This is a genomic window from Nonomuraea ferruginea (assembly GCF_039540635.1).
GTDB lineage: Bacteria > Actinomycetota > Actinomycetes > Streptosporangiales > Streptosporangiaceae > Nonomuraea > Nonomuraea ferruginea.
This window is the reverse complement of sequence record NZ_BAABFD010000002.1, coordinates 55,965-81,262: the sequence shown is the minus strand read 5'-3', so window position 1 is coordinate 81,262 and position 25,298 is coordinate 55,965. Positions and strand designations below refer to the sequence as shown.

Sequence of the window (25,298 nt, the reverse complement as noted above, 5' to 3'; positions counted from 1 at the left end):
GTGGTCTGGCGATGCCGTGGGACGAGGTGCCGCTTCCGCTCGCGGGTGGCCCGACTGTGAAGCGGGAGGAGCTCAGCGCGGGGACACTTCGCCGGGTTCGTGATGCTCGCCGAGGAGGTGCTTCCGGCCCCAGTCGCCGAGCGGTGCCAGCGCTTCGTTGAGGGAGGCGCCGAGCGGGGTGAGGGTGTAGGCGACCCGGCGCACCGCCCCTTCGAAGGCCTCGTCCCGGGAGACGATGCCGTCGTTCTCCAGCTCGCGCAGATGGGTGGTGAGGACTTTCTCGGTGACGCCGGGGATACCGCGGCGCAGCTCGCCGAACCGGAGCGGGCCTTCGTCCAGGGCCCAGAGGATGAGCACCTTCCACTTGCCGCCGACCACGTCGATGGCCGCGTCGATGCCGCACACGTACGTGTCTCGCCTGGTCATGCACTTACCTTAAGGTAACCACCCACAAAAGAGTGCGTACTTGATCATGGTCCAGGGCGTGCCCGAACCTGGTGGACATGGATACCGGCATCACCTCGAAGACTCCCATCACCCTCCTGGGCCTCGGCGACATGGGGACCGCGCTCGCCCACTCCTGGCTCGCCGCGGGGCATCCGCTGACCGTGTGGAACCGTACCCGGGAGAAGGCCGAACCGCTCGTACGCGGCGGCGCGCGGGCGGCGGACACGGCGGCGGAGGCGATCGCGTCGGCCGCCGGTCCCGTCGTCCTCTGCCTGCTGGACGACGACTCCGTGGGCGAGACCCTGGACGGCGCCGACCTGAACGGCAAGGACGTCGTCAACCTGACCACCGGCACCCCCGCCCAGGCCGGGCGGCGTGCCCGCTGGGTGGGCGAGCGCGGGGCCCGTTTCCTGGACGGCGGGATCATGGCCGTCCCCCCGATGATCGGCCGTCCGGAGACCGGCGGCTACGTGTTCTACAGCGGCGACCGGGAGCTGTTCGACCGCCACCGCGAGGCGCTGGAGGTCCCGGCCGGGGCGGAGTTCGTCGGCGAGGACCCCGGCCACGCGGCGCTGCACGACATCGCCCTGCTCAGCGCGATGACCGGCATGCTCGCGGGCATCACCCACGCCTTCGCCCTGGTGAGCCGGGAGAAGGACCTCGACCTGGCCAGGTTCGCCGGGCTGCTCGCGGAGTGGCTCGGCGCGATGGCGGGCAGCAGCCAGGAGATGGCCGCGCAGCTGGTGAGCGGCGACTACACCGAGGGCGTCACCTCCAACCTCGCCATGATGGCGGCGGGCAACGACTCGCTCCTGGCCACGGCGCGGGACCAGGGCGTGGATTCCCGGCTGCTCGTCCCGTACATGGAGCTGATGCGCCATCGGGTGGCCCAGGGGCATGGCGACGAGGGCCTGGCAGGCCTGGTGTCCCTGCTTCCGGCGGCTCACTAGGAGCGGGGCGGCTCTCGCCGGAGGCCCGCGATGACCATGTCGATGAGCAGCTCGTAGCTTTCGTCCAGGTCCTCCGGCAGCTGGAAGGCACCGCCGGTCTCCAGCACCGCGAACCCGTGGGCGGCGGCGCGCAGGCAGCGCGCGGCGTGGATCGCCTGCGATCCCTCCAGGTCGTACGCGCGCAGCGCGGCCAGCAGGATGTCCACCAGCCGCTCGGCGATCGCGGCGGTGGCGGGCTCCGGGGACTGGAGGATGGCGGCGTAGCGGTGCGGGTTGCGGACCACGTACGCGCGCCAGGCCCGCATGAGCGCCCGCAGCGCGTCGTCGCCCGAGCGGCCGAGCACGGCCGCGTTCCCGTGCTCGGCGAACTCCTCCATGACCTGGCCGGACACCAGCACCCGCAGCTCGGCGAGGTTGCGCACGTGCTTGTAGAGCGACGGCGGCGCCACCCCGGCGCGGGCGGCGACCGCGGCGAGCGTGAGCGCGGCCGGCCCCGACTCGTCCACGATCTCCAGTGCGAGGCCGACCACCGCCTTGGACGAGAGCGCGGCCCTAGCCATCCAGCCGCTCCTTCAGGAAGGTCAGGATGGCCCCGGCGACCTCGTCGGGATACTGCGCGTGCGGGTAGTGGCCCGCGCCCTCGATCATGACGACCTGGCCGATCCCGTCGGGCATCCCGGCGACCACACCCTCGGCCTCGGCGCGCGGGTCGTTCCAGTCGGGGTCGGCCGTGCCCATGACGACCAGCGCGGGGGAGCGGACGCCGGCCAGCTGGGCGCCGGCGTCCTTGGGCGCGGCCATGCCCATCTTGCTGATCACCGCCATCCGGCCGGGCCTGCTCAGGTCGCGGCCCAGCTCGTCCAGGTAGGCGGCGAAGTCGGCCGGTTTGCGGCCCGGGTAGGCGTGGTCCAGATAGCGCTTCCACAGGCCGAGGCTGCGCAGCGTCCCGGTGGCCATCAGGAGTGACATGCCCTTGCGGTAGGCGGGGTTGCGCACGAGCCCGCCCAGGTCCGGCTGCTGGGGGCGGGTGAACGGGGCGATCTCCACCACGGCGCGCACCAGCTCGGGCTCCCGCGCGGCGGCGATGGTGGCCGCCCCGCCGGAGAACGAGTGACCCACGATCACGGCGGGCCCGCCCAGGTGGCGGATCAGGGCCAGGAGGTCGTGCGCGGTGTCGGTGCGCGAGTAGGAGGACCAGCCGAGCGTCGAGTCGCCGTGGCCGCGCAGGTCGGTGACCGCCACCCGGTATCCGGCGGCGGTCAGCCGCGGTGCCAGGAACCGGTAGGCGGCGCGGTCGTTGCCCATGCCGGGCGCCAGCACGACGAGCGGGCCCTCCCCGGACACCTCGTATCCGAGCCGCCCGCCTTCCAGTTCCAGTGTCTCTGTCATGGTCCCGCCTCCAGCTACGATATATAGCTTGAAAGCTAATGTCATTAGCCAGCGATGTCAAGGATCCGGGTCTGTCTCGGTCGCCCGGCCCGGCGTAGGCTACGGGCATGTCGCGGCTGGCGATGGCGGACGAGCTGCTGATCCTGGCCCTGTGCGCGTCCTCCGACGGATGGGTTATGGGTCGCGACGGCAAGGTCAGGCTGCCGCCGCACCTCGACCTCGGGCTGGCGGCGGCCGAGCTCGCCCGGCACGGCCCGCAGCCGGGCCTGCCGCAGCGGATCGTCAGCGTCGCGGCGGGCCGCCCCCACCTGCGGCGCATCGCGGCGCTGCGCGAGCAGGGCAGGGTCGTCGTCTGCGAGCGGCCGGCGCGCGGGCTCTTCCACGACCGGACGGTGACGCGGCTGTCGGCGCCCGAGTACGGAGCCGAGTACGCGATCGTCGACAGGCTGCTCACCGCCCTGCGCGGCCTGCCCGCGCACCACGACACGGTGGCCCTGCTGGCCATCATGCGCGCCTGCGACCTGCACCGCCGGTGGTTCCGCGACCTGCCCAGGCGGGAGCGGGCACGCAAGATCGACGGGCTCACCAGGGACCACTGGCTGCGGGTGGCCGTCGAGTCGGCGATCGTCGCCGAGCTCGCCTGGCCCGCCGCCGCCAACGGCACGCTCTAGCGGCTCTCCGCTGATCAGCCGCGGCTAAGCTGGTCGCCATGGAACTGCCGCCGGTGGTGGCGCGGATGTGGGGGCGCGAGCCGGTGCCGCGCCGCGGCCCGAAACCGCGGCTCGACCTGGCGCGCATCGTGGCCGCCTGCATCGAGATCGCCGACGCCGAAGGGCTGGGCGGCGTCTCCATGGCCACCGTCGCCTCCCGCGTCGGCGTGGCCACCATGGCGCTCTACCGCTACGTCGGCAGCAAGGCCGAGCTGCTGACGATCATGGCCGACAGCGCCGCGCCCGACCCTCCCGAGCGTGACGGCCTGCCCTGGCGCGACTACCTCGCTCGGTGGGCCCGTGCCAACCGCGACTTCCTGCTGGCCCGGCCCTGGCTGCTCTCCGTCGACCGGTCCGTCCCGCCCGCCGGCCCGCGCGCCATGCTCTGGCTGGACCGGGCGCTGGCCGCGCTCGGCGACGCCGGGCTGGACGCGGGGGAGCGGGTCCGCGCCGCCACCACGCTCTCCGGGTACGCGGCCTCCGACGCCATGCTCACGTACGCGATGCGCGCCCCCGCCCCGGACGGCTACGACGGCCTCTCCGGGGCCGCAGACTACGGCCAGATGCTGGACGCGCTGCTCGACCCCGCGACCTACCCGGCGCTGTCGGCGGCCGTGCGGGAGGGCGCGTTCCGCGGGGCGGAGGGCTGGACGGACGACGCCGACTTCACGTTCGGCCTGGACCTGCTGCTCGACGGCGTCGAGGCGCTCGTCGCGCGCCGCGCCCGCTGACCTGTCAGTGTCCCGGCCAGCCCGCCCGCGGGGCCGGGGCGTCGACGGCCAGCACCTGGCCGGTGCGCGGGCCGCCGAACGGGTCGGACGGGTTCCACTCGGCGGCCACGACATACAGCGTCCGCCCGTCCGGGCCGCCCAGCATGCACGCGAACGGGCCCCGGTCCAGCTCGACCCGCTCCAGCACCTCGCCGCCCTCGCGCACCCGCACCACCTCGTTGCCGCCGGTCGAGGTCCACACCGCGCCTTCCGCGTCCATGCAGATCCCGTCGGGGCCCAGCCCGGCGGCCCAGGTGCGGCGGTTCGACAGGCTCCCGTCGGACGCGACGTCGAACGCCGTGAGCTTGCCGGTGAACGACTCGGCGATGATCAGCGTACGGCCGTCCGGTGAGACGACCATGCCGTTGGGGAACGCGATGTCGCCGGCCACCTGCCGGGCCCGCCCGTCGGGGGTGATCAGCGCGATGTAGCCGGGCACGAAGTCCGGTCGCTCGTGCAGCGGCGTGTCCATGCCGTCGGCCATGGCCTTCTCCAGGAAGGCGAGGAAGTCGAAGTCGGCGCCGTTGACGTAGACGTTGCCGCGGCCGTCGACCACGATCTCGTTGAAGCCCGAGGGCAGGCCGCTGAGGTCGGCGTGCGGGACCAGCGAGCCGTCGGCCTCCCGGCGCAGCAGCCGGCCCCGGTCGGTGTTCTTGGGCACGATCAGCATCCGGCCGTCGGGCAGCCAGTCGATCGAGTGGGCGCCGACCCCGGGCTCGGAGAACACGACCTCGGCCCGGCCGTCCGGGCTCAGGGCGATCACCTCGTCGTCCCCCCAGTTGCAGAACCAGAGCCGGCCGTCGTGCCAGCGCGGCGACTCGCCGATGCCCAGGCCGTCCATCAGGATGCGCGGTGCCGTCATGGTCTCGTCCCTCTCGTGGTCGTGGGTCTCACTCCCTACACGAACGGCTCCCGCCCGGATCGACACACGCGCCGATGACGTCCAGGAGAATCTCGAAATCGGCGTCCCGCACCTCCCGCGCGTGGTGGCCGAACCGGCCGGCGGCCTCACTGGCGGCGTACCCGAGCACGGCGGTGCTGATCAGCCGCTCGGCGCGGGCGGCCCGCTCGTCGTCGAGCCCGGCTTCGCGCAGCGCCGCGAGCACGCCGTCGCGCACCCGCCGCGCCTGGTCCGTCTCGGCGGGCCGCCGCAGCAGCAACGGGAACACCGCCGGATGGCGGCCCGCCGAGGCCCTGACCGCGGTGGCCGTCAGAGCCAGCCGTTCCCGCCACGGCAGGCTGGGGTCCGGCGGCGGGAACTCGGTCAGCAGCGCCTCCACCAGCCCGTCGAGCAGGTCGTCCTTGCTTCGTACGTGCCGGTAGAGGGCCATCGCGGTGACGCCGAGCCGGGCGGCGACGGCCTGCATGGTCACCGCGTCGAGGCCGTGCTCGTCGGCGACCTCCAGCGCGGCGGCCAGGACGGCGGGACGACTGATCTGCGCGGGTCTGCCCATGACGTAAGTATATGACGTACGCTTACTTCATACACAAACGGGAGGCGGCCATGCGGATCCTGCTGTCGGACGGGTCGGGCGTCACCTCGCGGCAGTGCGCCACCGTGCTGTCGCGGGCGGGGCACCACGTCGAGGCGCTTTCGCCCGATCCGCGCTGCCTGTGCGCGTTCACCCGGCATGTCCGCCGCGTGCACCGGGTGCCCTCCTACGGCGCCGACCCGTACGGCTGGCTGGAGGCCGCCACCGGCGTCTACCGGCGGGGCGGGTTCGACGTGCTGCTGCCGACGCAGGAACAGGTCGCGGTGCTGTCGCGGGAAGACGGAGCCGGCACCGCCACCGCCGTGCCGCCCTTCGCGGCGCTCGCCGCGGTGCAGGACAAGGTGTCCGCGCACGCCACGCTGGCCCGGTTCGGGCTGCCGCAGCCGGCGTCCGCCGTCGTACGCGACCTGGCCGGGTGGGACGGCTATCCCGCGTACGTGAAACGGCCGATCGGCACCGCCGGCAGCGGCGTGCGGCGGCTCGCCGGGCCGGGGGAGCCGATCGGCCCCTCGTGGGACGGCGAGCCGGAGCTGCTGGTGCAACGTGAGGTCCAAGGGCCGCTGGCCATGGTGCAGTCGGTGTTCGACACCGGGGCGCTCGTGGCCTTCCACGCCTGCCTGCGGGTGCGGGAGGGCGCCAGGGGCGGCGCCGGGCACAAGCGCGGGGTGGCGCTGCCGGAGGTGCGCGAGCACCTGCGGGCCCTGGGCGAAGGGCTCGGCTGGCACGGCGCGCTGTCGGCGGACGTGGTGCTGGGCGCGGACGGGCCGGCGTTCATCGACGTCAACCCGCGCCTGGTCGAGCCGGTCAACGCCCTGCTGTCGGGGGTCGACCTGATCACGCCCCTGCTCGACCTGGCGCTGGGGCGGGCGGCCCGGCCGCAGCCCGCCGCGGTGCCGGGCGTGCGGACGCACCAGCTGCTGCTCGCCGTCCTGGGCGCGGCCTCGCGCGGCCGCGCCGCGGTGCTGGCCGAGCTGGCGGGCGCCGTGCTCCGCCGCGGTCCCTACGAGGGAGGCACGGAGGAGCTCACGCCGGGCTTCGACCCGCGCGCCATGGCCCTGGTGGCCGCCGCGGCCGGGGCCACGCTGGTGCGCCCGGCCGCCTGGCGGTGGTTCGCCTCGGGCAGCGTGACCGCGTACGCCCTCGAACCTGAGGGCTGGCGGCTCATCACGGGCGCGGCTCCGTGAACCGCAGCCGCATGGCCGGGTCGTGGGTGCGTACGAAGCCCAGCGAGGCGTAGAGCGGCTCGCCCTCCGCGGAGCTGCGCAGGTCGACCGTGACGATGCCGCGCTCGCGATACCACTCGACCAGGGCGGTCACGCAGGCCCGCGAGTAGCCGCGCCGCCGGTGCTCCGGGTGGGTGGCGACGTTGAAGACGTAGCCGACCAGGCCCTCGGGGGCGCCCGGCCCGCCGAGCCGCTCCTCGACCGTGCCGGTCGCGCACGCGGCCAGCCCGCCGCCCGGCGCGTCCACCACGAAGGCGAGCATGCGCGGGTCCGGCTCGTCCAGCCGCGCCCGCAGCCTCCGCTCGGCGGCCTCGCGCCACCCGTCGTCCGCCGGTTCGCGGCCGGTCATGCTCGCCAGCATCACCGCTCGCAGCCGTACCAGCTCCGCGGCGTCCGCCGCCGTCGCCTTGCGCGCTCTGACCATCCCCCCGACGTTAGCGAGGCCGCTCGCCGCCGGGCAACGGGCTTTACCGGGTGGCTCACCCGGCCAGGGCGCGGCGCAGGGCGGCGCCGAGTTCGGCGATCTGCCGCTGTGACACCTCGGCCGACAGGATGGCCTGCGAGCCGTGGAAGGTGCCGGACCACTGGTGCAGCTCGACCGACACGCCGGCCTGGAGCAGGCGCAGCGCGTACTCGATGTCCTCGTCGCGGTTCGGGTCGAGCTCCGCCGTGGCGATGTAGGCCGGCGGCAGGCCGGACAGGTCGGTGGCCCGCGCCGGTGCGGCGTACGGCGTGGCGGGCGCGGAGCCCAGGTAGTGTCCCCAGGCCGCGGTGACCTTGGCGCGGTTCATCCAGGGCGTGTCGGTGAAGTTCCGCGCCGACCACGTCTGCTGCCGGTCGTCGAGGCCGGGCTGGTTGAGCAGCTGGAAGCGGATCGGCGGCCCCTGCTGGTCACGCGAGCGCAGCGCCATCGCCGCCGCGAGCCCCGCCCCAGCGCTGTGACCGCCGACCGCGATCCTGGCCGGGTCGAGGCCCAGCTCGGCGGCGTGCTCGGACGCCCAGGCCAGCACCGCGTAGCCGTCGTCCAGGGCCGCGGGGAAGGGGTCCTCGGGGGCCAGGCGGTAGCCCACCGAGATCACCGTCGTGCCGGAGACGTCCGCGAGCCTGGCCGCCCACGGGTGCTCGGTGTCCACGTCGCCCATGACGAAGCCGCCGCCGTGCAGCCAGATGATCGCGCCCTGCGCCCCGTGCGGGCGGTAGAGCCGTACGGGCACGCCGGGGTCGGCGGGCACCGTGTGGTCCTCGACGTCCATGTTCGAGGTGTCGGGCGCCGGGACCGAGGTGGCGAGTTCGGCGAAGCTCTTGCGCTCGACGACCGGGTCAGTCAGGTCGGCGCGGGGGAACAGCGGGATGAACGCTTCGAGTTCGGGATCCATGCCAGCCATACTCGCGTCCTCGCCGCCGGGGATCAGCCGCCAACCGTCGGGCATCGTGACCGGATCGTGCGCCGATCGGCGCGGCCCGCCCGGGTCAGGGCTGTCCGGCGGCGCGGCGCGCCAGGTAGCCGGCGATGTGGTCACGGGCCGCCGTCCGGGCGCGCGCGGCGTGCGCGTCGGCGTCGCGGGGCAGGCGGCCGCCCTTCGCCAGCAGGGTCGCGTAGCCGTGCGCCGTCGACAGGTGCACGTACACGAAGTCCAGCAGCTCGGCCCACGGGGTGTCGGCGGGCAGCACGTCCGCGGCCAGCCGGGTCAGCGTGTCGGTGAGCCGGCGGCTCTGCTCGTGGACGGTCTGGCAGTGCTCGGCGGGGAAGTCGTGGGTATAGACGAGTTCGACGCCGGCGCGATGGTCCAGCGCGTAGCGGGTATAGGCGCTCGCGGTGGCGGCGAGCCGGTCGGCCGGGTCGGGCCCGGCACGCTCGGCCGCCTCGGCGAGCAGGTCGGTGATCTCGCCGATGACGGCGGCCGCGCAGGCGGCGAGCAGCGCCTCCCGGTCGGGGAAGTGGCGGTAGGGCGCGGCCGACGACACGCCCGCCCGCACCGCGACCTTGGCCACGGAGAAGCCCGCGACCCCGGTCTCGGCCAGGAGCGCGATGCCTTCGCGGACCAGCCCGGCGCGCAGGTCGCCGTGATGGTAGCGGCGGCGCGGCGCCGTGGGACTGCTCACGGTGGACGATCCCCCCTTTCCGGATGTTAGAGTACTCTCACATTCTGATGTTAGAGTGCTCTTACATTCACCCACGGGAAGGTGAGCATCATGCGGCAGCGGAGCCTCGGACGGCAGGGCCTGACGGTCTCGGCGATCGGCTACGGAGCGATGGGCGTCTCCTTCGCCTACGGCCCCTCGGACAAGAAGGAGGGCGAGGCCACCATCCGCCGCGCCCACGAGCTGGGCGTGACGTTCTTCGACACCGCCGAGCTCTACGGCCAGGGCGAGAACGAGCGGATCGTCGGCGCGGCGCTCGCGCCGGTGCGCGACGAGGTGGTCATCGCGACCAAGTTCGGCTTCGACTTCACCGGTACGAGACAGGGCGGCGTCGACAGCAGGCCCGAGCACATCCGCGAGGTCGTCGACAACAGCCTGCGCTACCTCGGCGTCGACGTCATCGACGTGCTCTACCAGCACCGCGTCGACCCGAGCGTGCCGATCGAGGACGTGGCGGGCACCGTCAAGGAGCTGGTCGACGCCGGCAAGGTCCGCTACTTCGGGCTGAGCGAGGCCGGGGCCGGCACCATCCGCCGGGCGCACGCCGTCCAGCCCGTCTCGGTCCTGCAGACGGAATACTCCCTGTTCGAGCGGGAGGTGGAGGCGCTCTTCCCGGTCCTGCGCGAGCTCGGCATCGGGTTCGTCGCCTACTCGCCGCTCGGCCGCGGCTTCCTCACCGGCCAGGCCAAGCCCGGCGCCGAGTACGACGAGAGCGACATGCGCAGCTGGGACGCCCGCTTCCAGCCGGGCAACTACGAGAAGAACCTGGAGGCCACCCGCCTGCTCGGCGAGCTCGCCGCGGGCAAGGGGGCCACCGTGGCCCAGCTCGCCCTGGCCTGGCTCCTCGCCCAGGGCGACGACATCGTGCCCATCCCCGGCACCCGCAGCCCCGAGCGGCTGGCGGAGAACGTCGCCGCCGCCGACCTCGTCCTCGACGACGCCGACCTTACGCGGATCGCCGAGATCCTGCCGACCGGCGGCTACGGCGCCCGCTACCCGCAGGGCATGCTCCCCGTCTGGGAGTGACCTCGGATCACCGGCGGGTGCGCGGCACCACCAGGCCCGACTCGTACGCGGCCACCACGGCCTGCGTCCTGTCGCGCAGCCCGAGCTTGGCCAGCACCCGGCTGACGTGCGTCTTCACCGTCTCCTCGGTGACCGTGAGCCGGGCGGCGATCTCCGGGTTCGACAGCCCTTCGGCGAGCAGGCGCAGCACCTGGGTCTCGCGCGGGGTGAGCGCGGCGATCGGCACCGCCTCCATCTCCGGCCGCAGCCGGGCGAACTCGCTGATCAGCCGCCTGGTCACGGCCGGGGCCAGCAGCGCGTCCCCGGCGGCGACCACCCGTACGGCGTCGAACAGCCGCTCGGCGGTGACGTCCTTGAGCAGGAACCCGCTGGCCCCGGCCCGCAACGCGTCGTAGACGTACTCGTCCAGGTCGAACGTCGTCAGGATGAGCACCCGCGGGCCCGAGCCGGCCAGCCGCCTGGTGGCCTCGATGCCGTCCATGCGTGGCATGCGCACGTCCATGAGCACCACGTCCGGCCGGACCTCGCCGCACACCCGCACCGCCTCCGCACCGTCGGCGGCGGTGCCGGCCACCTCGAAGTCCGGCTGCGTGTCGAGCAACTCCCCGAACCCGGTACGCACCACCAGATGATCGTCGGCCACCACGATCCGAACCCGCCCGCCACCTTTCCCGGCCGGGGGTGCTGGTCCGGGGGCGTGTTCGCCGCTCACGTCGTACTTTCCGGTCGGCGGCGTTTCACCGGGAACGCGGTCGCCTTCATGCCGTCGCCTCTCGTGGTAGGTGGGCTTCCACCAGGAATCCGCCGCCCTCGGCGGGGCCGGCTCGGAGGTCGCCTCCGGCGGCGGTGGCGCGCTCGCGCATGCCGGCCAGGCCGAAACCGCCGTCCGGGCCGGTGGGGAGCGTGCCGCCGTTGTCGCGGACAAGGAGGCGCAGGCCGTCGCCGCCGTAGCGCAGTTCCACGTCGACCGCGGCGCCGGGGGCGTGACGGCGGGCGTTGGTGAGGGCCTCCTGCGCGATGCGGTACGCGGCCAGCTCGACGCCCGGGTCCAGCGGGACCGGCGTGCCGCTGAGTATGAGCCTCGTGGCGGACCCGGAAGCGTCCCTCGACTCGTCGACCAGTTCGATCAGCTCCTCCAGCGTCAGCCCCGGCTGCGGGCGGCGCTCCGCCTCGGTGTCCTCGCGCAGCACGCCGAGCAGCCGCCGCATCTCGGTCAGCGCGGCACGGGCCGTGTCGCCGATGGCGGACAGCCGTTCGGCGCCGGCGGCGGGCATCCCGGGGACGGCCAGCCTTGCCGACTCAGCTTGCACGGCGACCATGGAGACATGGTGGGCCACCACGTCGTGCAGTTCACGGGCGATGCGGGCGCGCTCGCCGCGGGCCGTGTGCTCCAGCAGGGTCCCGGCGATCTCCTGACGCGCCGCGCTCCCGGCCGCGGCGTCCGCGTGCGCCCGCCGCGCCGTCCCCGCCAGCGCCGCCGCAGGAGCGAGCGACCCCAGCACCAACACCAACCCCGCCGCCCCTCCAGCGGAGTCCGATCCTCGCCTGAAGTCCGCCCCTCCCGCAGAGGCCGACCCCCGCCTGAAGTCCGCTTCTTCCGCGTAGTGTCGCCCTCCCGCGGAGTCCGCCGCTCCCGTGAAGTGCGGCGCTTCCGCGGAGACCGGCCCTCCCGCGGAGTGGGGCGCTTCCGTGAAGTGGGGCGCTCCCGTGGAGTGCGGCGCTCCCGTGGAGGTCGGCCCGAGTGACGGCGTGAGCCTTTCGTGTGGTGTCAGTTCTGTGGTGGATGTGGGCTCTCCTGATGGTGAAAGCCCTGGGGTCGGGGGTTGCGACGGTGCTGGGGTCAAGATTTGTGCCGGGACTCGTACGTCGGTCGTGGTCAGGGCAGGGAACAGGGCCAGCAGGGGAAAGGGGGCCGCGAGCAGTACGGCGAGTCGCCAGGAGCCGTGCCGCCCGAGCCGGTACCCGCAGGCGAGCTGGGCCGCCGCCCCCGCGACGGTCAGGGTCTGGAACGCCGTCAGGGACAGCAGCACCGACACGGTCACCACCGCGGCGGCCACGGCCGGTTGCCCGGGCAGCAGAGCCAGCGGGGCCGTGGTCGCCAGCCCCACCAGGAAGAGCATCGCCAGGGTGAGCGGCCGGGCTCCCTCCGCCCGCAGGGCGATCTCGCCGACCGCCAGCACCGCCGCCGACACCCCCGCCACCACGGGCGCGTGCCCCATGACCCATCGCCCGTACGTTCCTCCACCCACGACGGCCATTCTCTCGGCTCACCAGAAGGCTGACATCCCTCGTACGAGGGACGAAGAGGGCGTACGGCGGGACAGAACCTTCAGCCCGCACGGAGGAGAAGGGTGGGTAGGAGCCGGGGAATCCCCCGCATGAGAGATCCACGACCGTCCGCCTCGCGGGGAAGTGAACGCGGGCGCGGCTCCCTCCGGTGCCCCAAAACGTCGAGGCGCCGGAATCCCTCGTGTGGGGAACGTCGGTGCCCGGAGGTGCCGGAGTGTGGGGAACGTCGGTGACCGGAAACGCCGGAGTCCCCCGTATGAGGGAGGCCGGGTCGCTGGAGGCAGGGAGGGAGAGGATCGCTCGGCGGCGTGACGACCCGGGGTGCCGCCGCTGCCTAGGCTGCGCGGCATGGAAGCGACGATCGAGGTAGCCGGGCTGCGCAAGCGGTTCGGCCGGACCGTGGCGCTGGACGGGATGACGTTCAGGGTGCCGCCGGGCCGGGTCACCGGGTTCGTGGGGCCGAACGGCGCGGGCAAGTCCACCACGATGCGGGTGATCCTCGGCCTGGACGCCCCCGACGAGGGCCGGGCGCTGGTCGGGGGTGTGCCGTACCGGAGTCTGGAGGAGCCGCTCACCCACGTGGGCGCGCTGCTGGACGCGGGCGCGCTGCAGCCGAGCCGTACGGGCCGCGACCACCTGCTGTGGCTGGCCCACTCCCAGGGGCTCGGGGCGGCGCGGGTGGACGAGGTGATCGGCCTGGTGGGGCTGGGCGCGGAGGCGCGCAGGCGGGCGGGCGGCTACTCGCTGGGCATGCGGCAGCGGCTCGGGATCGCCGCCGCGCTGCTCGGCGACCCGCCGGTGCTCATGCTGGACGAGCCGTTCAACGGCCTCGACCCGGACGGCATCGTGTGGATCCGCGGCCTGCTGCGGTCGCTGGCCGCCGAGGGCCGGGCGGTGCTGGTGTCCAGCCATCTGATGAGCGAGCTGGAGGGGACCGCCGGTCAGCTCGTCGTGGCCGGGCGGGGCCGGGTGGTGGCCGACATGGGCGTGGCCGAGCTGATCGAGGCGGCCTCCCACGACCGGGTGACCATCCGCACCACGGCCCGCTCCCGTGCGATGGAGACCCTGGCGGGGGCGGGCGCCACGGTCGCCGTCACGGGCGGCGACACCGTCACCGCGTCGGGGCCGTCCGCCGAGCGGGTGGTGGAGCTGCTGACCGGAGGCGGGGTGCCGTTCTCGGAGGTGACGGCCCACCGGGCCACGCTGGAGGAGGCGTACATGGAGCTGACCAGGGACGCCGTCGAGTTCCGCGCGGACGGGGCGGCCCGATGAGCCCGGCGGCCGGGTTCGCACGGACGCTGCGCGCGGAGTGGACGAAGTTCCGCACGGTCCGCGGCTGGGTGCTCGGCACGGTGGTCGCGGCGCTGCTCGTCCCGCTGCTCGCAGCGGTCTCCGCGGCGGGCAGCCACGCCTCGTGTGACAGGAACGGGGTCGAGACCGCCTGTCCCGAGCCGCCGCTGGGCCCTGACGGCCACGCTGTGCGTGACAAGTTCTTCTTCGTGCACCGGACGCTGGACGGCGACGGCTCCATCACCGTGCGGCTGACGTCGATGTCCGGCATCATCACCTACCCGCCGCCGGACCACGACGAGATCGTGCCGGGGCTGGTGCCGTGGGCGAAGGCCGGAGTGATCGTCAAGGCGAGCATGGAGCCGGGCTCGTCCTACGCGGCGGTCATGGTCACCGGCGAGCACGGCGTGCGGATGCAGCACGACTACACCGGGGACGTGGCGGGCCGGCCCGGCGGGGCGCCGCGCTGGCTGCGGCTGACCCGCGCGGGAGAAACCCTCACCGGGTACGAGTCCGCCGACGGGCGGCAGTGGGCCGAGGTCGCCGTCGTCCGCCTGCCGGATCTGCCCGCCGAGGTGGAGATCGGCATGTTCGCCGCCTCGCCGGGTGACCTGACCGTGAAGCAGGCCGATCTGGGCGGGCTGATCGAGCAGATGCGTTTCACCGAGACCACCGCCGTGTTCGACCAGGTGAAGGTCGAGGGCGCGGCGCCCGGGGCGTGGCGGCACACCGACGTGAGCCCCACGCCCGGCACGAACCCCGGAGAGGTCCACCACCCGGGCAGCGCCGTGGAGTCGGGCGGCACGTTCACCGTGGTCGGGAACGGCGACATCGCGCCGGTCGGCACCGACGGCGGCATGGCGGTGGAGCTGACGCTGACCGGGGTGCTGTTCGCGCTGGTGGTGGTGGTCGTCGTGGCGGTGCTGTTCGTGACCGCCGAGTACCGGCGCGGGCTCGTCCGCGTCACCCTGGCGGCCTCGCCGCGCCGGGGCCGGGTGCTCGCGGCCAAGGCCCTGGTGATCGGCGGGGTCGTGTTCGCCGCAGGGCTGGCCGCGAGCGCGGTCGCGATGCCGGTCGGCAAGCATCTGCTGCGGGGCAACGGCAACCACGTGCTGCCGGTGCCCGCGCTCACCGAGGTGCGGGTGATCGCGGGGGTGGCCGCGCTGCTGGCCGTGTCCGCCGTGCTGGCGCTGGCGCTCGGGACGCTGTTCAGGCGCAGCGCGGCGGCGGTCGTCACCGCGCTGGCGCTGATCCTGCTGCCGCACGTGCTGGCCACCGCCTCCGTGCTGCCCGTCGAGCTGTCGCTGTGGCTGCTGCGGGTCACGCCCGCCGCCGCGTTCGCCGTCCAGCAGAGCATCCCCGAGTATCCGCAGGTGCTCGACTTCTACGTGCCGCAGGGCGGCTACTACCCGCTGCCGCCGTGGGCCGGGCTGGGCGTGCTGTGCTGCTACGCCGCGTTCGCGCTCGCCCTGGCCGTGGTGAGGCTGAAGAGGAGGGACGCGTGAACCGGGCGCTGCACGCCGAGTGGACCAAGCTGCGCACCGTGGCGGGGACCGGCCCGCTGCTGCTGCTCGCCGTCGTGCTGACCGTGGCCGTGGGCGCCGCCCTGGCCGCCACGCTGACCTGCCCCTGGGGACGGTGCGCGCAGGACTCCGTCAAGCTCACGTTCAGCGGACTCCAGGCGAGCCAGGCATGCGTCGCCCTGCTGGCGGTGCTGGCCGTCGGCGGCGAGTACGGCACCGGCATGATCGGCACCACCCTGACGGCGATACCGCGCCGCGGGCGGGTGCTGGCGGCCAAGGCGGCCGTCGTCGCCGGGCTGACCGCGGTCGCCGGGACCGTCGCCGTCCTCGTGTCGGCGCTGGCCGGGCGGCTCATCCTGCCCGGCCGCGGCTACCCGGCACTGTCGCTCGCCGACGGGCCGACGCTGCGCGCGGCCGCCGGCTCGGTGCTCTACCTCGCGCTGGTCGCGCTGCTCGGCGTGGGGATCGCGATGGCCGTCCGCGATCCGGCGGCGTCGATCGCGGTCGTGCTCGGGCTGCTCTACCTGTTCCCGCTGCTGGCGCACATGGTGTCGGATCCGGGCTGGCACCGGGTCCTGTGGAGCCTGGCGCCGATGAACGCCGGCCTCGCCGTGCAGACCACCGTGAACGTGGCGAGCCTGCCGATCCCGCCCTGGGCGGGTCTCGGCGTGCTCGCGGCCTGGTCGGCGACGGCGCTGCTGGCCGGCGGGCTGCTGCTGCGGGCCCGCGACGCGTCGTGATCCGCGTCGTCGACCGGCGCCATCGATTACTCTGTACGGCATACACAGTTTTGAGGAGTGCCGATGGAGATCCGGACGTTCAGGGAAGACGATCGAGCCGAGCTGCGCGAGCTGTTCGCGCGCGCGGGGGAGGGGTCGCCCACCGGCTCGCTGTGGGGGCACGCGGAGTCCGAGCGTGACATCTACCTGGAGCCCTACATGGACCGGGAGCCGGACTCGCTGTTCCTCGCCGCCGACCGGGGCGTCCTCGTCGGCTACCTGACCGGTTGCCTGGACGGCGCGGCGTTCCCCGGCGAGAGCGAGCGGATGACGCGGGCGATCAGAAGGCACCGGCTCTACCTGCGGCGCGGCCCGGCGGCCTTCTTCGCCCACGCCATGCTCGACGCGGCCGGGGCGGCGATCCGCCGGCAGCCGGCCCCTGGCGACTTCGAGGACCCGCGCTGGCCCTCCCACCTGCACATCAACGTCGCCCCTGAAGCCCGCGGCACCGGCGCCGCCCAGGGGCTCATGGAGTCGTGGCAGCGGCGGCTCAAGGAGGCGGGATCGCCGGGCTGCCACCTGCAGACGCTGGTGGAGAACACCCGGGCGGTGCGGTTCTTCGAGCGGGCCGGTTTCACCGCGCACGGCCCCGCGCCCCTGGTGCCGGGCCTGCGCCACCGGGGCGCGCGTGTCCACCAGCGGACGATGGTGTGGAGCCCTTGACGCGCGCCTCGCGGGTCACACGTCCCAGGCGACCGGCAGGCTCTTCAGCCCGTAGATGTCCGCGGTCTCCGGGCGCAGCCCGACCTCCTCCGGCGGCACGGCCAGGCGCAGCGTGGGGAAGCGGGTGACCAGCGCGGGGAAGGCGACCCGCATCTCGACGCGGGCCAGCTGCTGACCCAGGCACTGGTGGATGCCGTGGCCGAACGCCAGATGCCCGCGGGCCTCCCGCCCCAGGTCCAGCACGTGGGGGTCGGCGAAGCGCTCGGGGTCGCGGTTGGCGGTGTTGTACGACAGGATGACCGTCGTCCCGGCCTCGACGGTCCGGCCGCCCAGCTCGACGTCCTCCAGCGCCGTCCGCATGAACGTCTTGGCGACGCTCAGATACCGCAGCAGCTCCTCCACGGCCCGGTCGGTGAGCGCGGGGTCGGCGCGGAGCGCGGCCAGCTGCGCCGGGTTGCGCAGCAGCGCGAAGGTGCCCAGCGCCAGCATGTTCGCGGTGGTGTCGAGCCCGGCCGCGAGCAGGATGAGAGCGATGCCCCGCAGCTCCTCGTCGGTCAGGTCGCCGTCGGTGAGGTCGCTGAGCACGTCGTCGGTCGGGTTCGCGCGCTTGGCGGCCACCAGCTCCCCGAGATAGCGCTGGGTCGCCGTGTAGGCGGCGATCATGTCCTCGTCGCTCGTCTCCCCGCTGAGGAACGAGTCGACCTGCTCCTGGAAGGAGCCCCGGTCCTCGTACGGCACGCCCAGCAGCTCGCAGATGACGATGGTGGGGACGGGCTTGGCGAACGCGGTCACCAGGTCCACCGGCGGCCCGGCCTTCTCCATGGCGTCCAGGTGGTCGGCGGTGATCTGCTCGACGCGCTCGGTGAGCTGCCGCATGCGCCGCACGGTGAACTTGCCCACCAGCGGTTTCCGGTAGCGCCCGTGCTGCGGCTCGTCCATGAGGAGGAACTCGCCGGGCGGCGCGGGAGGGATCTCCATGCCGCTGATGTCGATGGACGGGTGGAGCATCAGCTCCTTGCGTGAGCTGAACCTCGCGTCGGCCAGGACCGACCTGACCAGGTCGTATCCGGTGATCAGCCAGCCGGGCCTGCCCCCGGGGAAGGTGTAGCGGCTGATCGGGCCGTGCTCGCGGGCCTGGATCAGCTCGCCGGGCGGGTCGAAGGGACATCCGGGCCGGCGCGCGGTCGGCATCGTGGCGACGGTGTGTTCCATGGTCATCCGCCTTGGTGTCGTGGTCGGTCAACGCGTCCACCTTCGCCGGGCGCCCTGACAGCGGGCCGTCGCCGTGCTGACGCCGCCGCTGACACGACACCGCGTCCCGTCGCCCCGGCGGTCCGGGACGCCGCCGGGGTTCGGCACAATGACCCCTGTGCGAGTTGGACTGCTCGGGCCGTTCGAGGTCCGCAACCCCGACGGGGCCGTGGTGGAGGTCCCCGGGGTCCGGCTGCGCGCGTTGCTCGCCGCGCTCGCCCTCGAACCCGGCCGGATCGTCCCCCGTACGAGACTGGTCGACTGGATCTGGGGGCGGCGACCGCCCGCGGACGCGGTGAACGCCCTGCAGGCGCTGGTGTCCCGGCTGCGCAGGGTGTTACCCGACGGGGTGATCGAGGCGGATTCCGGCGGCTACCGGCTGGCCGTCGCCCCCGATGCCGTGGACGCGTGCCGGTTCGAGCGCCTGACCGGTCAGGCCCGTGCCGCCGAGCCCGCGGCCCGGGCGGAGCTGCTGCGCACGGCCCTGGCCTTGTGGCGCGGCACGGCGATGGCGGACCTCGCGCTGCGGGACAGCGAGCTGTTCGACGCCGCCGTCAGGCGGCTGGACGAGCTCCACGTGGCCGCGCTCGGGGACCGGGTGGACGCGGACATCCGCCTCGGCCGCGGCTCGGAGCTGGTCTCCGAGCTGACCGACCTGGTCGCCGCGTACCCGCTGCGCGAGGGGTTCGTGGCGGCGTTGATGCGGGCGCTCGCCGAGGCGGGGCGCACGCCCGAGGCGCTGACCGTCTACCAGCGGACGCGTGAGCGGCTGGCGGAGGAACTCGGCGCCGACCCGTCGGCCGAGCTGTCCGCGCTGCACGTCGCGCTGCTCCGCGGCGAGGTGGGCGAGCGGGCGGAGCAGCGCAGGACCAACCTGCGCGCCGAGCTGACGAGCTTCGTCGGCAAGGACGAGGACGTCTCCGCGGTCGCCGCCCTGGCCGTCAGGCACCGGCTGGTCACCTTGACCGGGCCGGGCGGCTCGGGCAAGACGAGGCTGGCCGCGGAGACCGCGCGGACGATGCTGGCCGAGCTGCCGGACGGGGCGTGGCTGGTCGAGCTGGCCCCGGTGCGGGCGGGCGGTGAGCTGGCGCAGGCCGCGCTCACCGCGCTCGGCCTGCGCGAACAGGCCCTGCTCGGCGGCGTGCGGGGCGGGGACCGGACGGACCGGCTCATCGCCGCGGTCCGGGAACGCGCGATCCTGCTGATCCTGGACAACTGCGAGCACGTGATCGAGGAGGCCGCGGCCTTCGCCGATCGGCTGCTGGGGGAGTGCCGGAGCCTGCGGATCCTGGCCACCAGCAGGGAGCCGCTCGGGATCACCGGGGAGGTGCTGTGGCAGGTCGAGCCGCTCGCGCTGCCCGCCGAGCGGGCGGACCCGGCCGAGATCGGGTCCTCGCCCGCGGTGCGGCTGCTGCGCGACCGCGCGCGCCTGGTGCGCCAGGACCTCGGCGCCGACGCGGCCGCCCTGCCGGCCATGGCGCGGATCTGCCGGGCGCTCGACGGGATGCCGCTGGCGATCGAGCTCGCCGCGGCACGGCTGCGCACGATGTCCGTCGATCAGCTGGCACGCGGGCTGGACGATCGGTTCCGGCTGCTGACCAGCGGCAGCCGGACGGCGCTCCCCCGGCACAAGACGCTGCGCGCGGTCGTCGACTGGAGCTGGGACCTGCTGAGCGAGGCCGAGCGACGCGTGCTGCGGCGGCTCTCGGTGTTCTCCGGCGGGGCGAGCCTGGAAGCGGCCGTACGGGTGTGCGGGGACGAGTCGTCCGGCGGGGAGCAGGTGTTCGACGTGCTGACCGCGTTGATCGAGAAGTCGCTGCTGCTCGCCGACGGCGGGGGCGCGATGCGCTACCGGATGCTCGACACCATCAGGGAGTACGCGGCCTACCGGCTCGCCGAAGCCGGGGAGACCGAGCCGGCGCGCCGGGCGCACCTCGCGTACTTCACCGAGCTGGCCGAGACGGCCGATCCGCACCTGCGCCGGGCCGGGCAGCTGGAATGGCTGGCCACGCTCGATGCCGAGCACGACAACATCACCGCGGCCCTGCGCCGGGCCATCGCCGGGGGATGGGCCCAGGAGTCGATGCGGCTGGTCGCGGCCGCGGGCTACTTCTGGTATCTCGGCGGGCACCGAGCCGAGGGCGCCGAGCTGAGCGTCGCGGCGGCCTCGCTGCCCGGCGAGGTGTCCGACGAGGTGCGGGCGATGGCGTACCTCATCGTGACCATGTTCGTGACCGCCGGGATCGGCGGTGACCAGTATCAGGCGCGGGAGTGGATCCAGGAGGCGCACCGGTTGGCCCGGCGCAGCGGGTCCCGCCGCCCGCTGCTCGGCTTCGTCGAGCTGCTGGAGCGGACGCTACGGGGCCCGGCGGAATTCATGCCCGCGTTCGAGCCGCTCATCGCCGGCGCCGATCCGTGGGTGCGCGCGCAGGCCAGGCTCACCCGGGGCCGGTTCCGGCTCACGCTCGGCGGCGACGAGACCGACGTGGACCTCGACGCCGAGACCGCGCTCGCCGAGTTCCGCGCGCTGGGCGACCGGATGGGCATCGCGCTGGCGCTGACCTTCCTGGCCGACCGGCTCGCCACCCGCGGCGAGTTCGCCCGCGCCTGCGAGCATCACGAGGAGGTCGTCGGGGCGCTGACCGAGGTGGGCGCCGTCGAGGACGTGGTCGGCGTGCGGGCGCGGCAGGCCCAGCTGTACTGGCTGCTCGGCGACGAGCGGTCCAGCGCGTCCGCCATGGCGGAGGCGCAGCGGTGCGCGGGCGGGATCGTCTGGCCGGACGCCCTCGCCGAGCTGGCGCTGTCGAAGGCGCAGCTGGCGCGCTGGCGCGGCGAGCCGGGCCAGGCGCACGAGCACCTGGCCACGGTGCGGGCGGTGATGGGCGAGCCGGGCATGCCCGGCTCGGTCCACGCCATGACCATGCACCTGTACGGCTACCTCACCGAGGACATCGAGGAGGGCCGCGCCCACCGGAAGGAGGCGTTCCGCGCGGCCGCGGCCACGGAGCACCCGCACCCGCCGATGATCGCCGAGATGCTGATCGGGATCGCGGACCTCGCGCTGCGCCAGGGGGAGTACGAACAGGCCGTGCGGCTGCTGGCGGCGAGCGACGGCGTGCGCGGCACGCCGGACCGTTCGCAGCCGGACGCCGCCAGGATCGCCGCGGCCACGCGGAGCCGCCTCGGCGAGACCGTGTTCGCCGAGGCGTTCCGTGCCGGTCAGCGGCAGGACTGGCGCGAGCTGGCCGGGATCACGCTCGCTTCGTGAACGTCCTGCGCGCCCACAGGTAGCCCACCAGCGTGAGCCCGGCGCACCAGGCGACCGCCGTGATGGCTGGGCCCGCCGACGGCGTGCCGGACAGCAGCCCGCGCAGGGTCTCGATGATCGAGGTGAACGGTTGGTACTCGGCGAACTGCCGCGCACCCGGCCCCATCGTCTCGGCCGGCACGAAGGCGCTGCTCAGGAAGGGAAGGAGCATCAGCGGGACCCCGGCGAGTCCCGCGCCTTCCGGTGTCTTAGCGGCGAGCCCGGACGCGACGGTCAGCCAGCCGATCGCCAGCACCGTCAAGGCGACGATGCCGATCGCGCCGAGCCACTGCGGGAGACTCGCCGCCGGCCGGAATCCCAGCAGCACCGCCACCCCGATGATGATCGCGATGGCCACCATGGTCCGCAGCATGATCGCGATCACGTGCGCGTTCAGCACCGCGGCCCTGGACACGTCCATGACGCGGAGCCGGTTGATGAATCCGGTCGTCATGTCCGAGTTCACCGCGGTCGCGGTGGGCCCGATGCCGTAGCCGATGGTCATGATGATCAATCCAGGCGTCGCGTAGTCGACGTAGTCGGCCCCGACGTCGAAAGCGCCGCCGAACACGTGGACCATGAGGAACATCACGAACACCGGCACGAACACGGCGTTGAACAGCGTCAGCGGATTGCGCATCGTGTGCCTGAAGTCGCGCCGCACCATGGTGGCGGAGTCCGCCAGGAAAGCAGAGAAGGCGTTCATCGGGCACTGACCTCCTTGTTCCCGTGCCCGGTGAGGGCGAAGAAGACGTCATCCAGATCCGGCGTGTGCACCGACAGTTCGCCGACCTCCACCGCATGCGTGTCGAGCCGTTCGAGCAGCGCCCGGAGCGACCGCACCCCGCCGTCGCCGGGCACCCGCAAGGTCAGGTCCTCGTCGTCCCTCGTGGACCCGGGCAGGACCCGCGCCGCGGCGTCGAGTTCGTCCCGGCTGGTGAACCGCAGCCGGACATGACCGCCGGGAACCCGGCGCTTGAGCTCGTCGGCGGTGCCCTCGGCGACCAGCCGGCCCTGGTCGAGCACGGCGATCCGGCCGGCGAGCTCGTCGGCCTCCTGGAGATACTGAGTGGTCAGGAAGATGGTCGTGCCGTCGGCCACGAGTTCCCTGATGATCTGCCACATGGTGCGGCGGCTGCGCGGATCGAGTCCCGTCGTGGGCTCGTCCAGGAAGATGATCCGCGGCTTGCCGACCAGCGTCATGGCCAGGTCCAGCTTGCGGCGCATGCCGCCTGAGTAGGACGCCACCAGCTTGCCCGCCGATCCGGCCAGGTCGAACCGGTCGAGCAATCGGCCGGCGATCCTCCTGCCCTCCGCCCTGGGCAGGTGCAGGAGGTCCGCCGTCATCAGCAGGTTCTCCTCGCCGGTGAGGAGGTCGTCGACCGAGGCGAACTGCCCGGTGACCCCGATGGCCGCGCGCACCGCCTTGGTCTCCGTGGCCACGTCGTGCCCGGCGACGACGGCCTTCCCGGCGTCGGGGGCCAGCAGCGTGGTCAGCACGTGCACCGTCGTGGTCTTCCCGGCGCCGTTGGGCCCCAGCAGGGCGAAGACCGTGCCGGTCCGGACGTCCAGGTCGACGCCGTCGAGCACGACCTTGTCCTTGTACGCCTTGCGCAGCCCGGAGGCGGCGATGGCTGAATCGTTCATGGCGCCCACCATCGCCGGCCGCTCTGACACGGGGCCGTCGCCGGGCTGACGCGGCCGCTGACACGGCCCGCCCGGCTACGAGCTCGGGCGCTCCCCGGCGTCCGCGCCGGCCAGGGGGATGCCGCGCACGGTGAGCACCATGAGGACGACGCAACTGGCGGTCAGCGCGATGTCGGCGACGTTGCCGACGAACAGGCCGCCGTAGTCGATGAAGTCGACGACATGACCCTGAGCGAAGCCCGGCGGGCGGAACAGGCGGTCGAGCAGATGGGAGGTGGCGCCGCCGAGCAGCGCGCCCAGCACGACGGTCCAGGCGGGCGAGCGCAGCCGCCGCCCGGTGTAGAGGATGCCGGCGACGGCGGCGGCCGCCGTCAGGGTGAACACCCACGTCGCGCCGGCCCCTATCGAGAACGCGGCACCGGGGTTGAACAGCAGCCGCAGCTGGATCAGCTCCGGGATCACCGTGACGCGCTCGCCGCCGGAGAGCGCCGAGACCGCCCAGAGCTTGGACGCCTGGTCCACGGCGAGCACCGCCGCGGCGAGCACCAGCATCCATCCGTAGGGCCGCATGCCCCGTCCCGGCTCCCGGGACCCTCGTCCGATCGGCACCTTCGACCTCGCCATCCGATGACCGTTTCGCCCAATCTAGCGGCCACGCGAGGGGGAGACGCCCGATACGGCCGGGGTGACGAGGAGGGCCGGCGGGCGGGGCTTCAGTCGGAGTCGACGCGACCCAGCGGGTCGGCGCTCTCCAGCAACGCCGCGCGCGCCGCCGTCCAGCCGGAATCCTCCGGGTCGAGCGCGCTGCGCAGGTAGGCCGTGGTGAGCCGCTGGATCAGGGCGACCCGTTCGGGGTTCTCGTCCGTCGTCTCCGTGACGTCGCGGCCGACGATGCCGCCGAGCCCGTGCTCGGCCCCGAACAGCGTGAGCAGGCTCTTGCCGCCCGGGCTCAAGGTGTACGGGTCGGTGAACCAGTCCGGCCCCCGGACGCTCAGATGGGACTGGTCCCGGTCGCCCGCGACCACGAGGGCCGGTGTGGTCATGTGGCTGAAGTCCGGGTTCATGAAGGGCATGTGCTCGGCGGCGAACGGCGTCAGGTCGGCGCCGCCCCGGCCGGGTGCCGCGAGCAGCACACCCGCCTTGACCCTGGGGTCGGACAGGTCCTGTCCCGGCCCGCCTTCGGGATCGACGATCCGCGCGCCCAGCAGCATGCTCGCCGTCTGGGCGCCCCAGGAGTGCCCGGCCACGGCGACGCGGCTCCGGTCCAGACGCCCGCTCAGGCCGGGGACGGCGGCTTCGACCAGGTCGAGGTGGTCGAGTACGCGCTTCAGGTCCTCGACCCGGAACCGCCAGATCAGCGGTGTACGGGGATCGTCGGGCGGAAGGTTCAGCGTCCTGGAGTCGAGATGGGTGGGCTGGACCACCGCGAAGCCGTGGGCGGCCCAGAAGCCGGCCAGCGGGTCGTACCCGTCCATCGACCAGCCGAAGCCGTGCGAGAAGACGATGATCGGCAGGTCGCGCCCGGCGGCGGGCGCGGACACGCGCACCTGGAGGTCCTCACCCCGGCCAGGGGCCGGCAGCACCACCGGCCGCGCCGAGAGGACCGGGATGGGCGCGCCCTGGGCCGCGTGTGCGGGCGCGATGACTGATCGGCTCATAAGAAGGTCTTCCTCGTTCGTGGGTGAAGTGGCCGGCGTGGTTGGCCGGCGGGCGCCCGCTCTGGCATCATGAAGAAAGCGGGACAGCGTCCCGTTTGACGATACGGGACACTGTCCCGTTTAGCAACACCGGAGGCACGGCGCGATGAACGACGGCGAGCGGGGCGCGGGGCGCGCGGCCCGGCCCAAACGGGCGGACGCCCGGCGCAACGAGAAGAACCTGCTCGACGCGGCCGGAGAGGTCTTCGTCACGTCGGGCGTCGACGCGCCGATACGCGACATCGCGGCCAAGGCGGGCGTCGGCACGGCCACGATCTACCGCCACTTCCCGACGCGGGCGGACCTGATCATCGCCGTCTACCGGCACCAGGTCGAAGCCTGCGCCGAGGCCGGTCCGGCCCTGCTGACGACCAGTGCCACGCCGTACGCCGCCCTGGAGCGCTGGATCAACCTCTTCGTGGACTTCCTGGTCACCAAGCACGGGCTCGCCGCCGTCCTCCAGTCCGACAACGCCGGCTTCGACGCCCTGCACGCCTACTTCCTCGACCGGCTCGTGCCCGTGTGCGCCCGGTTGCTCGAAGCGGCGGCCGCCGCCGGCGAGATCCGCCCCGGCCAGGACGCCCTCGAACTCATGCGGGGCATCGGGAACCTCTGCGTCGGCGCCGGCGATCCCCGCTACGACGCCCGCCGCATGGTCGGGCTCCTCGTCGCGGGGCTGCGCCTCGACTAAGGGCCTCTCCA

The 25,298-nt window shown here is 73.7% G+C and carries 26 protein-coding genes; 11 read left to right on the top strand and 15 right to left on the bottom strand.

From position 1 onward, the window contains the following. Positions 1–72: 72 nt before the first annotated feature. The gene (locus ABD999_RS03675) at positions 73–426 is read right to left on the bottom strand and encodes a winged helix-turn-helix transcriptional regulator (protein WP_271280325.1); all 354 of its coding nucleotides are present in this window, start codon (positions 424–426) and stop codon (positions 73–75) included. A 77-nt stretch (positions 427–503) separates the two neighbouring features. Between ABD999_RS03675 and ABD999_RS03670 the strand changes: the two genes are divergently transcribed. Then, on the top strand, positions 504–1,397 hold the full coding sequence (locus ABD999_RS03670) for an NAD(P)-dependent oxidoreductase (protein ID WP_271280326.1): 894 nt from the start codon (positions 504–506) through the stop codon (positions 1,395–1,397). Here ABD999_RS03670 and ABD999_RS03665 read toward each other — a convergent pair. Next, the gene (locus ABD999_RS03665) at positions 1,394–1,957 is read right to left on the bottom strand and encodes a TetR-like C-terminal domain-containing protein (RefSeq protein WP_271280327.1); all 564 of its coding nucleotides are present in this window, start codon (positions 1,955–1,957) and stop codon (positions 1,394–1,396) included. The genes ABD999_RS03670 and ABD999_RS03665 overlap by 4 nt on opposite strands. Further along, complete coding sequence (locus tag ABD999_RS03660) at positions 1,950–2,786, bottom strand: alpha/beta fold hydrolase (RefSeq protein ID WP_271280328.1); 837 nt, start codon at positions 2,784–2,786, stop codon at positions 1,950–1,952. The genes ABD999_RS03665 and ABD999_RS03660 overlap by 8 nt, the downstream gene beginning before the upstream one ends. A gap of 107 nt (positions 2,787–2,893) precedes the next feature. Here ABD999_RS03660 and ABD999_RS03655 point away from each other — a divergent pair, with 107 nt between their 5' ends. Together ABD999_RS03655 and ABD999_RS03650 are read left to right on the top strand one after the other, a co-directional pair. Next, entirely contained in the window at positions 2,894–3,457 is a 564-nt protein-coding gene (locus ABD999_RS03655) for a GPP34 family phosphoprotein (RefSeq protein WP_271280329.1), read from the top strand. A gap of 38 nt (positions 3,458–3,495) precedes the next feature. Beyond that, positions 3,496–4,227, top strand: a complete 732-nt coding sequence (locus tag ABD999_RS03650; RefSeq protein WP_271280330.1) for a TetR/AcrR family transcriptional regulator — start codon at positions 3,496–3,498, stop codon at positions 4,225–4,227. A gap of 4 nt (positions 4,228–4,231) precedes the next feature. Here the strand turns inward: ABD999_RS03650 and ABD999_RS03645 are convergent, their stop codons facing one another. Both ABD999_RS03645 and ABD999_RS03640 read right to left on the bottom strand, forming a co-directional pair. Beyond that, a complete protein-coding gene (locus ABD999_RS03645; protein WP_271280331.1) occupies positions 4,232–5,128 on the bottom strand; it encodes an SMP-30/gluconolactonase/LRE family protein in 897 nt (298 codons plus the stop codon). Positions 5,129–5,156: 28 nt separating this feature from the next. After that, complete coding sequence (locus ABD999_RS03640; RefSeq protein ID WP_271280332.1) at positions 5,157–5,720, bottom strand: TetR/AcrR family transcriptional regulator; 564 nt, start codon at positions 5,718–5,720, stop codon at positions 5,157–5,159. 50 nt (positions 5,721–5,770) lie between these two features. Here ABD999_RS03640 and ABD999_RS03635 point away from each other — a divergent pair, with 50 nt between their 5' ends. Continuing rightward, on the top strand, positions 5,771–6,943 hold the full coding sequence (locus ABD999_RS03635) for a hypothetical protein (protein WP_345482563.1): 1,173 nt from the start codon (positions 5,771–5,773) through the stop codon (positions 6,941–6,943). On the opposite strand, the gene ABD999_RS03630 is transcribed toward ABD999_RS03635, so the two are convergent. The 3 genes from ABD999_RS03630 to ABD999_RS03620 all read right to left on the bottom strand — a co-directional run bounded on the left by ABD999_RS03630 (position 6,924) and on the right by ABD999_RS03620 (position 9,085). Continuing rightward, positions 6,924–7,406, bottom strand: a complete 483-nt coding sequence (locus ABD999_RS03630) for a GNAT family N-acetyltransferase (protein ID WP_271279124.1) — start codon at positions 7,404–7,406, stop codon at positions 6,924–6,926. The genes ABD999_RS03635 and ABD999_RS03630 overlap by 20 nt on opposite strands. A 55-nt stretch (positions 7,407–7,461) precedes the next feature. Continuing rightward, positions 7,462–8,367 carry an alpha/beta hydrolase gene (locus ABD999_RS03625; RefSeq protein ID WP_271279125.1) on the bottom strand — a complete coding sequence of 302 codons (906 nt, stop codon included), beginning with the start codon at positions 8,365–8,367 and terminating at the stop codon, positions 7,462–7,464. Between the two features lie 85 nt (positions 8,368–8,452). Continuing rightward, positions 8,453–9,085 carry a TetR/AcrR family transcriptional regulator gene (locus tag ABD999_RS03620; RefSeq protein WP_271279126.1) on the bottom strand — a complete coding sequence of 211 codons (633 nt, stop codon included), beginning with the start codon at positions 9,083–9,085 and terminating at the stop codon, positions 8,453–8,455. 90 nt (positions 9,086–9,175) lie between these two features. Here ABD999_RS03620 and ABD999_RS03615 point away from each other — a divergent pair, with 90 nt between their 5' ends. Then, on the top strand, positions 9,176–10,150 hold the full coding sequence (locus ABD999_RS03615) for an aldo/keto reductase (RefSeq protein WP_271279127.1): 975 nt from the start codon (positions 9,176–9,178) through the stop codon (positions 10,148–10,150). 7 nt (positions 10,151–10,157) lie between these two features. Here ABD999_RS03615 and ABD999_RS03610 read toward each other — a convergent pair whose 3' ends face one another. Further along, on the bottom strand, positions 10,158–10,796 hold the full coding sequence (locus ABD999_RS03610; protein ID WP_261808578.1) for a response regulator: 639 nt from the start codon (positions 10,794–10,796) through the stop codon (positions 10,158–10,160). A 112-nt stretch (positions 10,797–10,908) separates the two neighbouring features. Beyond that, entirely contained in the window at positions 10,909–12,399 is a 1,491-nt protein-coding gene (locus ABD999_RS03605; protein WP_271279128.1) for a sensor histidine kinase, read from the bottom strand. A gap of 388 nt (positions 12,400–12,787) precedes the next feature. On the opposite strand from ABD999_RS03605, the gene ABD999_RS03600 reads away from it, so the two are divergent. The 4 genes from ABD999_RS03600 (at position 12,788) to ABD999_RS03585 (ending at position 16,694) form a co-directional block, all read left to right on the top strand. Beyond that, a complete protein-coding gene (locus ABD999_RS03600; protein ID WP_271279129.1) occupies positions 12,788–13,711 on the top strand; it encodes an ATP-binding cassette domain-containing protein in 924 nt (307 codons plus the stop codon). Next, positions 13,708–15,234, top strand: coding sequence for a DUF1349 domain-containing protein (locus tag ABD999_RS03595; RefSeq protein ID WP_271279130.1), 1,527 nt, complete (start codon positions 13,708–13,710; stop codon positions 15,232–15,234). The genes ABD999_RS03600 and ABD999_RS03595 overlap by 4 nt, the downstream gene beginning before the upstream one ends. Continuing rightward, entirely contained in the window at positions 15,231–15,992 is a 762-nt protein-coding gene (locus ABD999_RS03590) for an ABC transporter permease (RefSeq protein ID WP_271279131.1), read from the top strand. Before ABD999_RS03595 ends, ABD999_RS03590 begins: the two co-directional genes overlap by 4 nt. Before the next feature lie 63 nt (positions 15,993–16,055). Beyond that, positions 16,056–16,694 (top strand): GNAT family N-acetyltransferase, encoded by a 639-nt coding sequence (locus ABD999_RS03585; RefSeq protein ID WP_271279132.1) that lies wholly within the window; start codon positions 16,056–16,058, stop codon positions 16,692–16,694. Positions 16,695–16,709: 15 nt separating this feature from the next. On the opposite strand, the gene ABD999_RS03580 is transcribed toward ABD999_RS03585, so the two are convergent. After that, positions 16,710–17,906: a cytochrome P450 gene (locus ABD999_RS03580; protein WP_271279133.1), complete on the bottom strand. Its 1,197-nt coding sequence runs from the start codon at positions 17,904–17,906 to the stop codon at positions 16,710–16,712. Between the two features lie 157 nt (positions 17,907–18,063). Here ABD999_RS03580 and ABD999_RS03575 point away from each other — a divergent pair, with 157 nt between their 5' ends. After that, on the top strand, positions 18,064–21,213 hold the full coding sequence (locus ABD999_RS03575) for an AfsR/SARP family transcriptional regulator (protein WP_486348710.1): 3,150 nt from the start codon (positions 18,064–18,066) through the stop codon (positions 21,211–21,213). Here ABD999_RS03575 and ABD999_RS03570 read toward each other — a convergent pair. The 4 genes from ABD999_RS03570 to ABD999_RS03555 all read right to left on the bottom strand — a co-directional run bounded on the left by ABD999_RS03570 (position 21,197) and on the right by ABD999_RS03555 (position 24,557). Next, entirely contained in the window at positions 21,197–21,958 is a 762-nt protein-coding gene (locus tag ABD999_RS03570) for an ABC transporter permease (protein ID WP_219545854.1), read from the bottom strand. The two genes, ABD999_RS03575 and ABD999_RS03570, sit on opposite strands and share 17 nt — an antisense overlap. Next, positions 21,955–22,899: an ATP-binding cassette domain-containing protein gene (locus ABD999_RS03565; protein ID WP_271279135.1), complete on the bottom strand. Its 945-nt coding sequence runs from the start codon at positions 22,897–22,899 to the stop codon at positions 21,955–21,957. Before ABD999_RS03565 ends, ABD999_RS03570 begins: the two co-directional genes overlap by 4 nt. 75 nt (positions 22,900–22,974) lie before the next feature. Beyond that, complete coding sequence (locus ABD999_RS03560; RefSeq protein WP_148031827.1) at positions 22,975–23,469, bottom strand: signal peptidase II; 495 nt, start codon at positions 23,467–23,469, stop codon at positions 22,975–22,977. A gap of 143 nt (positions 23,470–23,612) precedes the next feature. After that, entirely contained in the window at positions 23,613–24,557 is a 945-nt protein-coding gene (locus ABD999_RS03555) for an alpha/beta hydrolase family protein (RefSeq protein WP_271279136.1), read from the bottom strand. 145 nt (positions 24,558–24,702) lie between these two features. Between ABD999_RS03555 and ABD999_RS03550 the strand changes: the two genes are divergently transcribed. After that, positions 24,703–25,287 (top strand): TetR/AcrR family transcriptional regulator, encoded by a 585-nt coding sequence (locus tag ABD999_RS03550; protein ID WP_271279137.1) that lies wholly within the window; start codon positions 24,703–24,705, stop codon positions 25,285–25,287. Positions 25,288–25,298 lie beyond the last annotated feature (11 nt).

Bases quoted from the DNA above. Each gene is read 5' to 3' on its own strand.
- ABD999_RS03580 (WP_271279133.1), bottom strand. From the start codon at position 17,906: ATGGAACACACCGTCGCCACGATGCCGACCGCGCGCCGGCCCGGATGT.
- ABD999_RS03655 (WP_271280329.1), top strand. From the start codon at position 2,894: ATGTCGCGGCTGGCGATGGCGGACGAGCTGCTGATCCTGGCCCTGTGC.
- ABD999_RS03565 (WP_271279135.1), bottom strand. From the start codon at position 22,899: ATGAACGATTCAGCCATCGCCGCCTCCGGGCTGCGCAAGGCGTACAAG.
- ABD999_RS03585 (WP_271279132.1), top strand. From the start codon at position 16,056: ATGGAGATCCGGACGTTCAGGGAAGACGATCGAGCCGAGCTGCGCGAG.
- ABD999_RS03670 (WP_271280326.1), top strand. From the start codon at position 504: ATGGATACCGGCATCACCTCGAAGACTCCCATCACCCTCCTGGGCCTC.
- ABD999_RS03635 (WP_345482563.1), top strand. From the start codon at position 5,771: ATGCGGATCCTGCTGTCGGACGGGTCGGGCGTCACCTCGCGGCAGTGC.
- ABD999_RS03665 (WP_271280327.1), bottom strand. From the start codon at position 1,957: ATGGCTAGGGCCGCGCTCTCGTCCAAGGCGGTGGTCGGCCTCGCACTG.
- ABD999_RS03570 (WP_219545854.1), bottom strand. From the start codon at position 21,958: ATGAACGCCTTCTCTGCTTTCCTGGCGGACTCCGCCACCATGGTGCGG.
- ABD999_RS03595 (WP_271279130.1), top strand. From the start codon at position 13,708: ATGAGCCCGGCGGCCGGGTTCGCACGGACGCTGCGCGCGGAGTGGACG.
- ABD999_RS03615 (WP_271279127.1), top strand. From the start codon at position 9,176: ATGCGGCAGCGGAGCCTCGGACGGCAGGGCCTGACGGTCTCGGCGATC.
- ABD999_RS03625 (WP_271279125.1), bottom strand. From the start codon at position 8,367: ATGGCTGGCATGGATCCCGAACTCGAAGCGTTCATCCCGCTGTTCCCC.
- ABD999_RS03650 (WP_271280330.1), top strand. From the start codon at position 3,496: ATGGAACTGCCGCCGGTGGTGGCGCGGATGTGGGGGCGCGAGCCGGTG.
- ABD999_RS03630 (WP_271279124.1), bottom strand. From the start codon at position 7,406: ATGGTCAGAGCGCGCAAGGCGACGGCGGCGGACGCCGCGGAGCTGGTA.
- ABD999_RS03560 (WP_148031827.1), bottom strand. From the start codon at position 23,469: ATGCGGCCCTACGGATGGATGCTGGTGCTCGCCGCGGCGGTGCTCGCC.
- ABD999_RS03660 (WP_271280328.1), bottom strand. From the start codon at position 2,786: ATGACAGAGACACTGGAACTGGAAGGCGGGCGGCTCGGATACGAGGTG.
- ABD999_RS03600 (WP_271279129.1), top strand. From the start codon at position 12,788: ATGGAAGCGACGATCGAGGTAGCCGGGCTGCGCAAGCGGTTCGGCCGG.
- ABD999_RS03675 (WP_271280325.1), bottom strand. From the start codon at position 426: ATGACCAGGCGAGACACGTACGTGTGCGGCATCGACGCGGCCATCGAC.
- ABD999_RS03555 (WP_271279136.1), bottom strand. From the start codon at position 24,557: ATGAGCCGATCAGTCATCGCGCCCGCACACGCGGCCCAGGGCGCGCCC.
- ABD999_RS03645 (WP_271280331.1), bottom strand. From the start codon at position 5,128: ATGACGGCACCGCGCATCCTGATGGACGGCCTGGGCATCGGCGAGTCG.
- ABD999_RS03550 (WP_271279137.1), top strand. From the start codon at position 24,703: ATGAACGACGGCGAGCGGGGCGCGGGGCGCGCGGCCCGGCCCAAACGG.
- ABD999_RS03640 (WP_271280332.1), bottom strand. From the start codon at position 5,720: ATGGGCAGACCCGCGCAGATCAGTCGTCCCGCCGTCCTGGCCGCCGCG.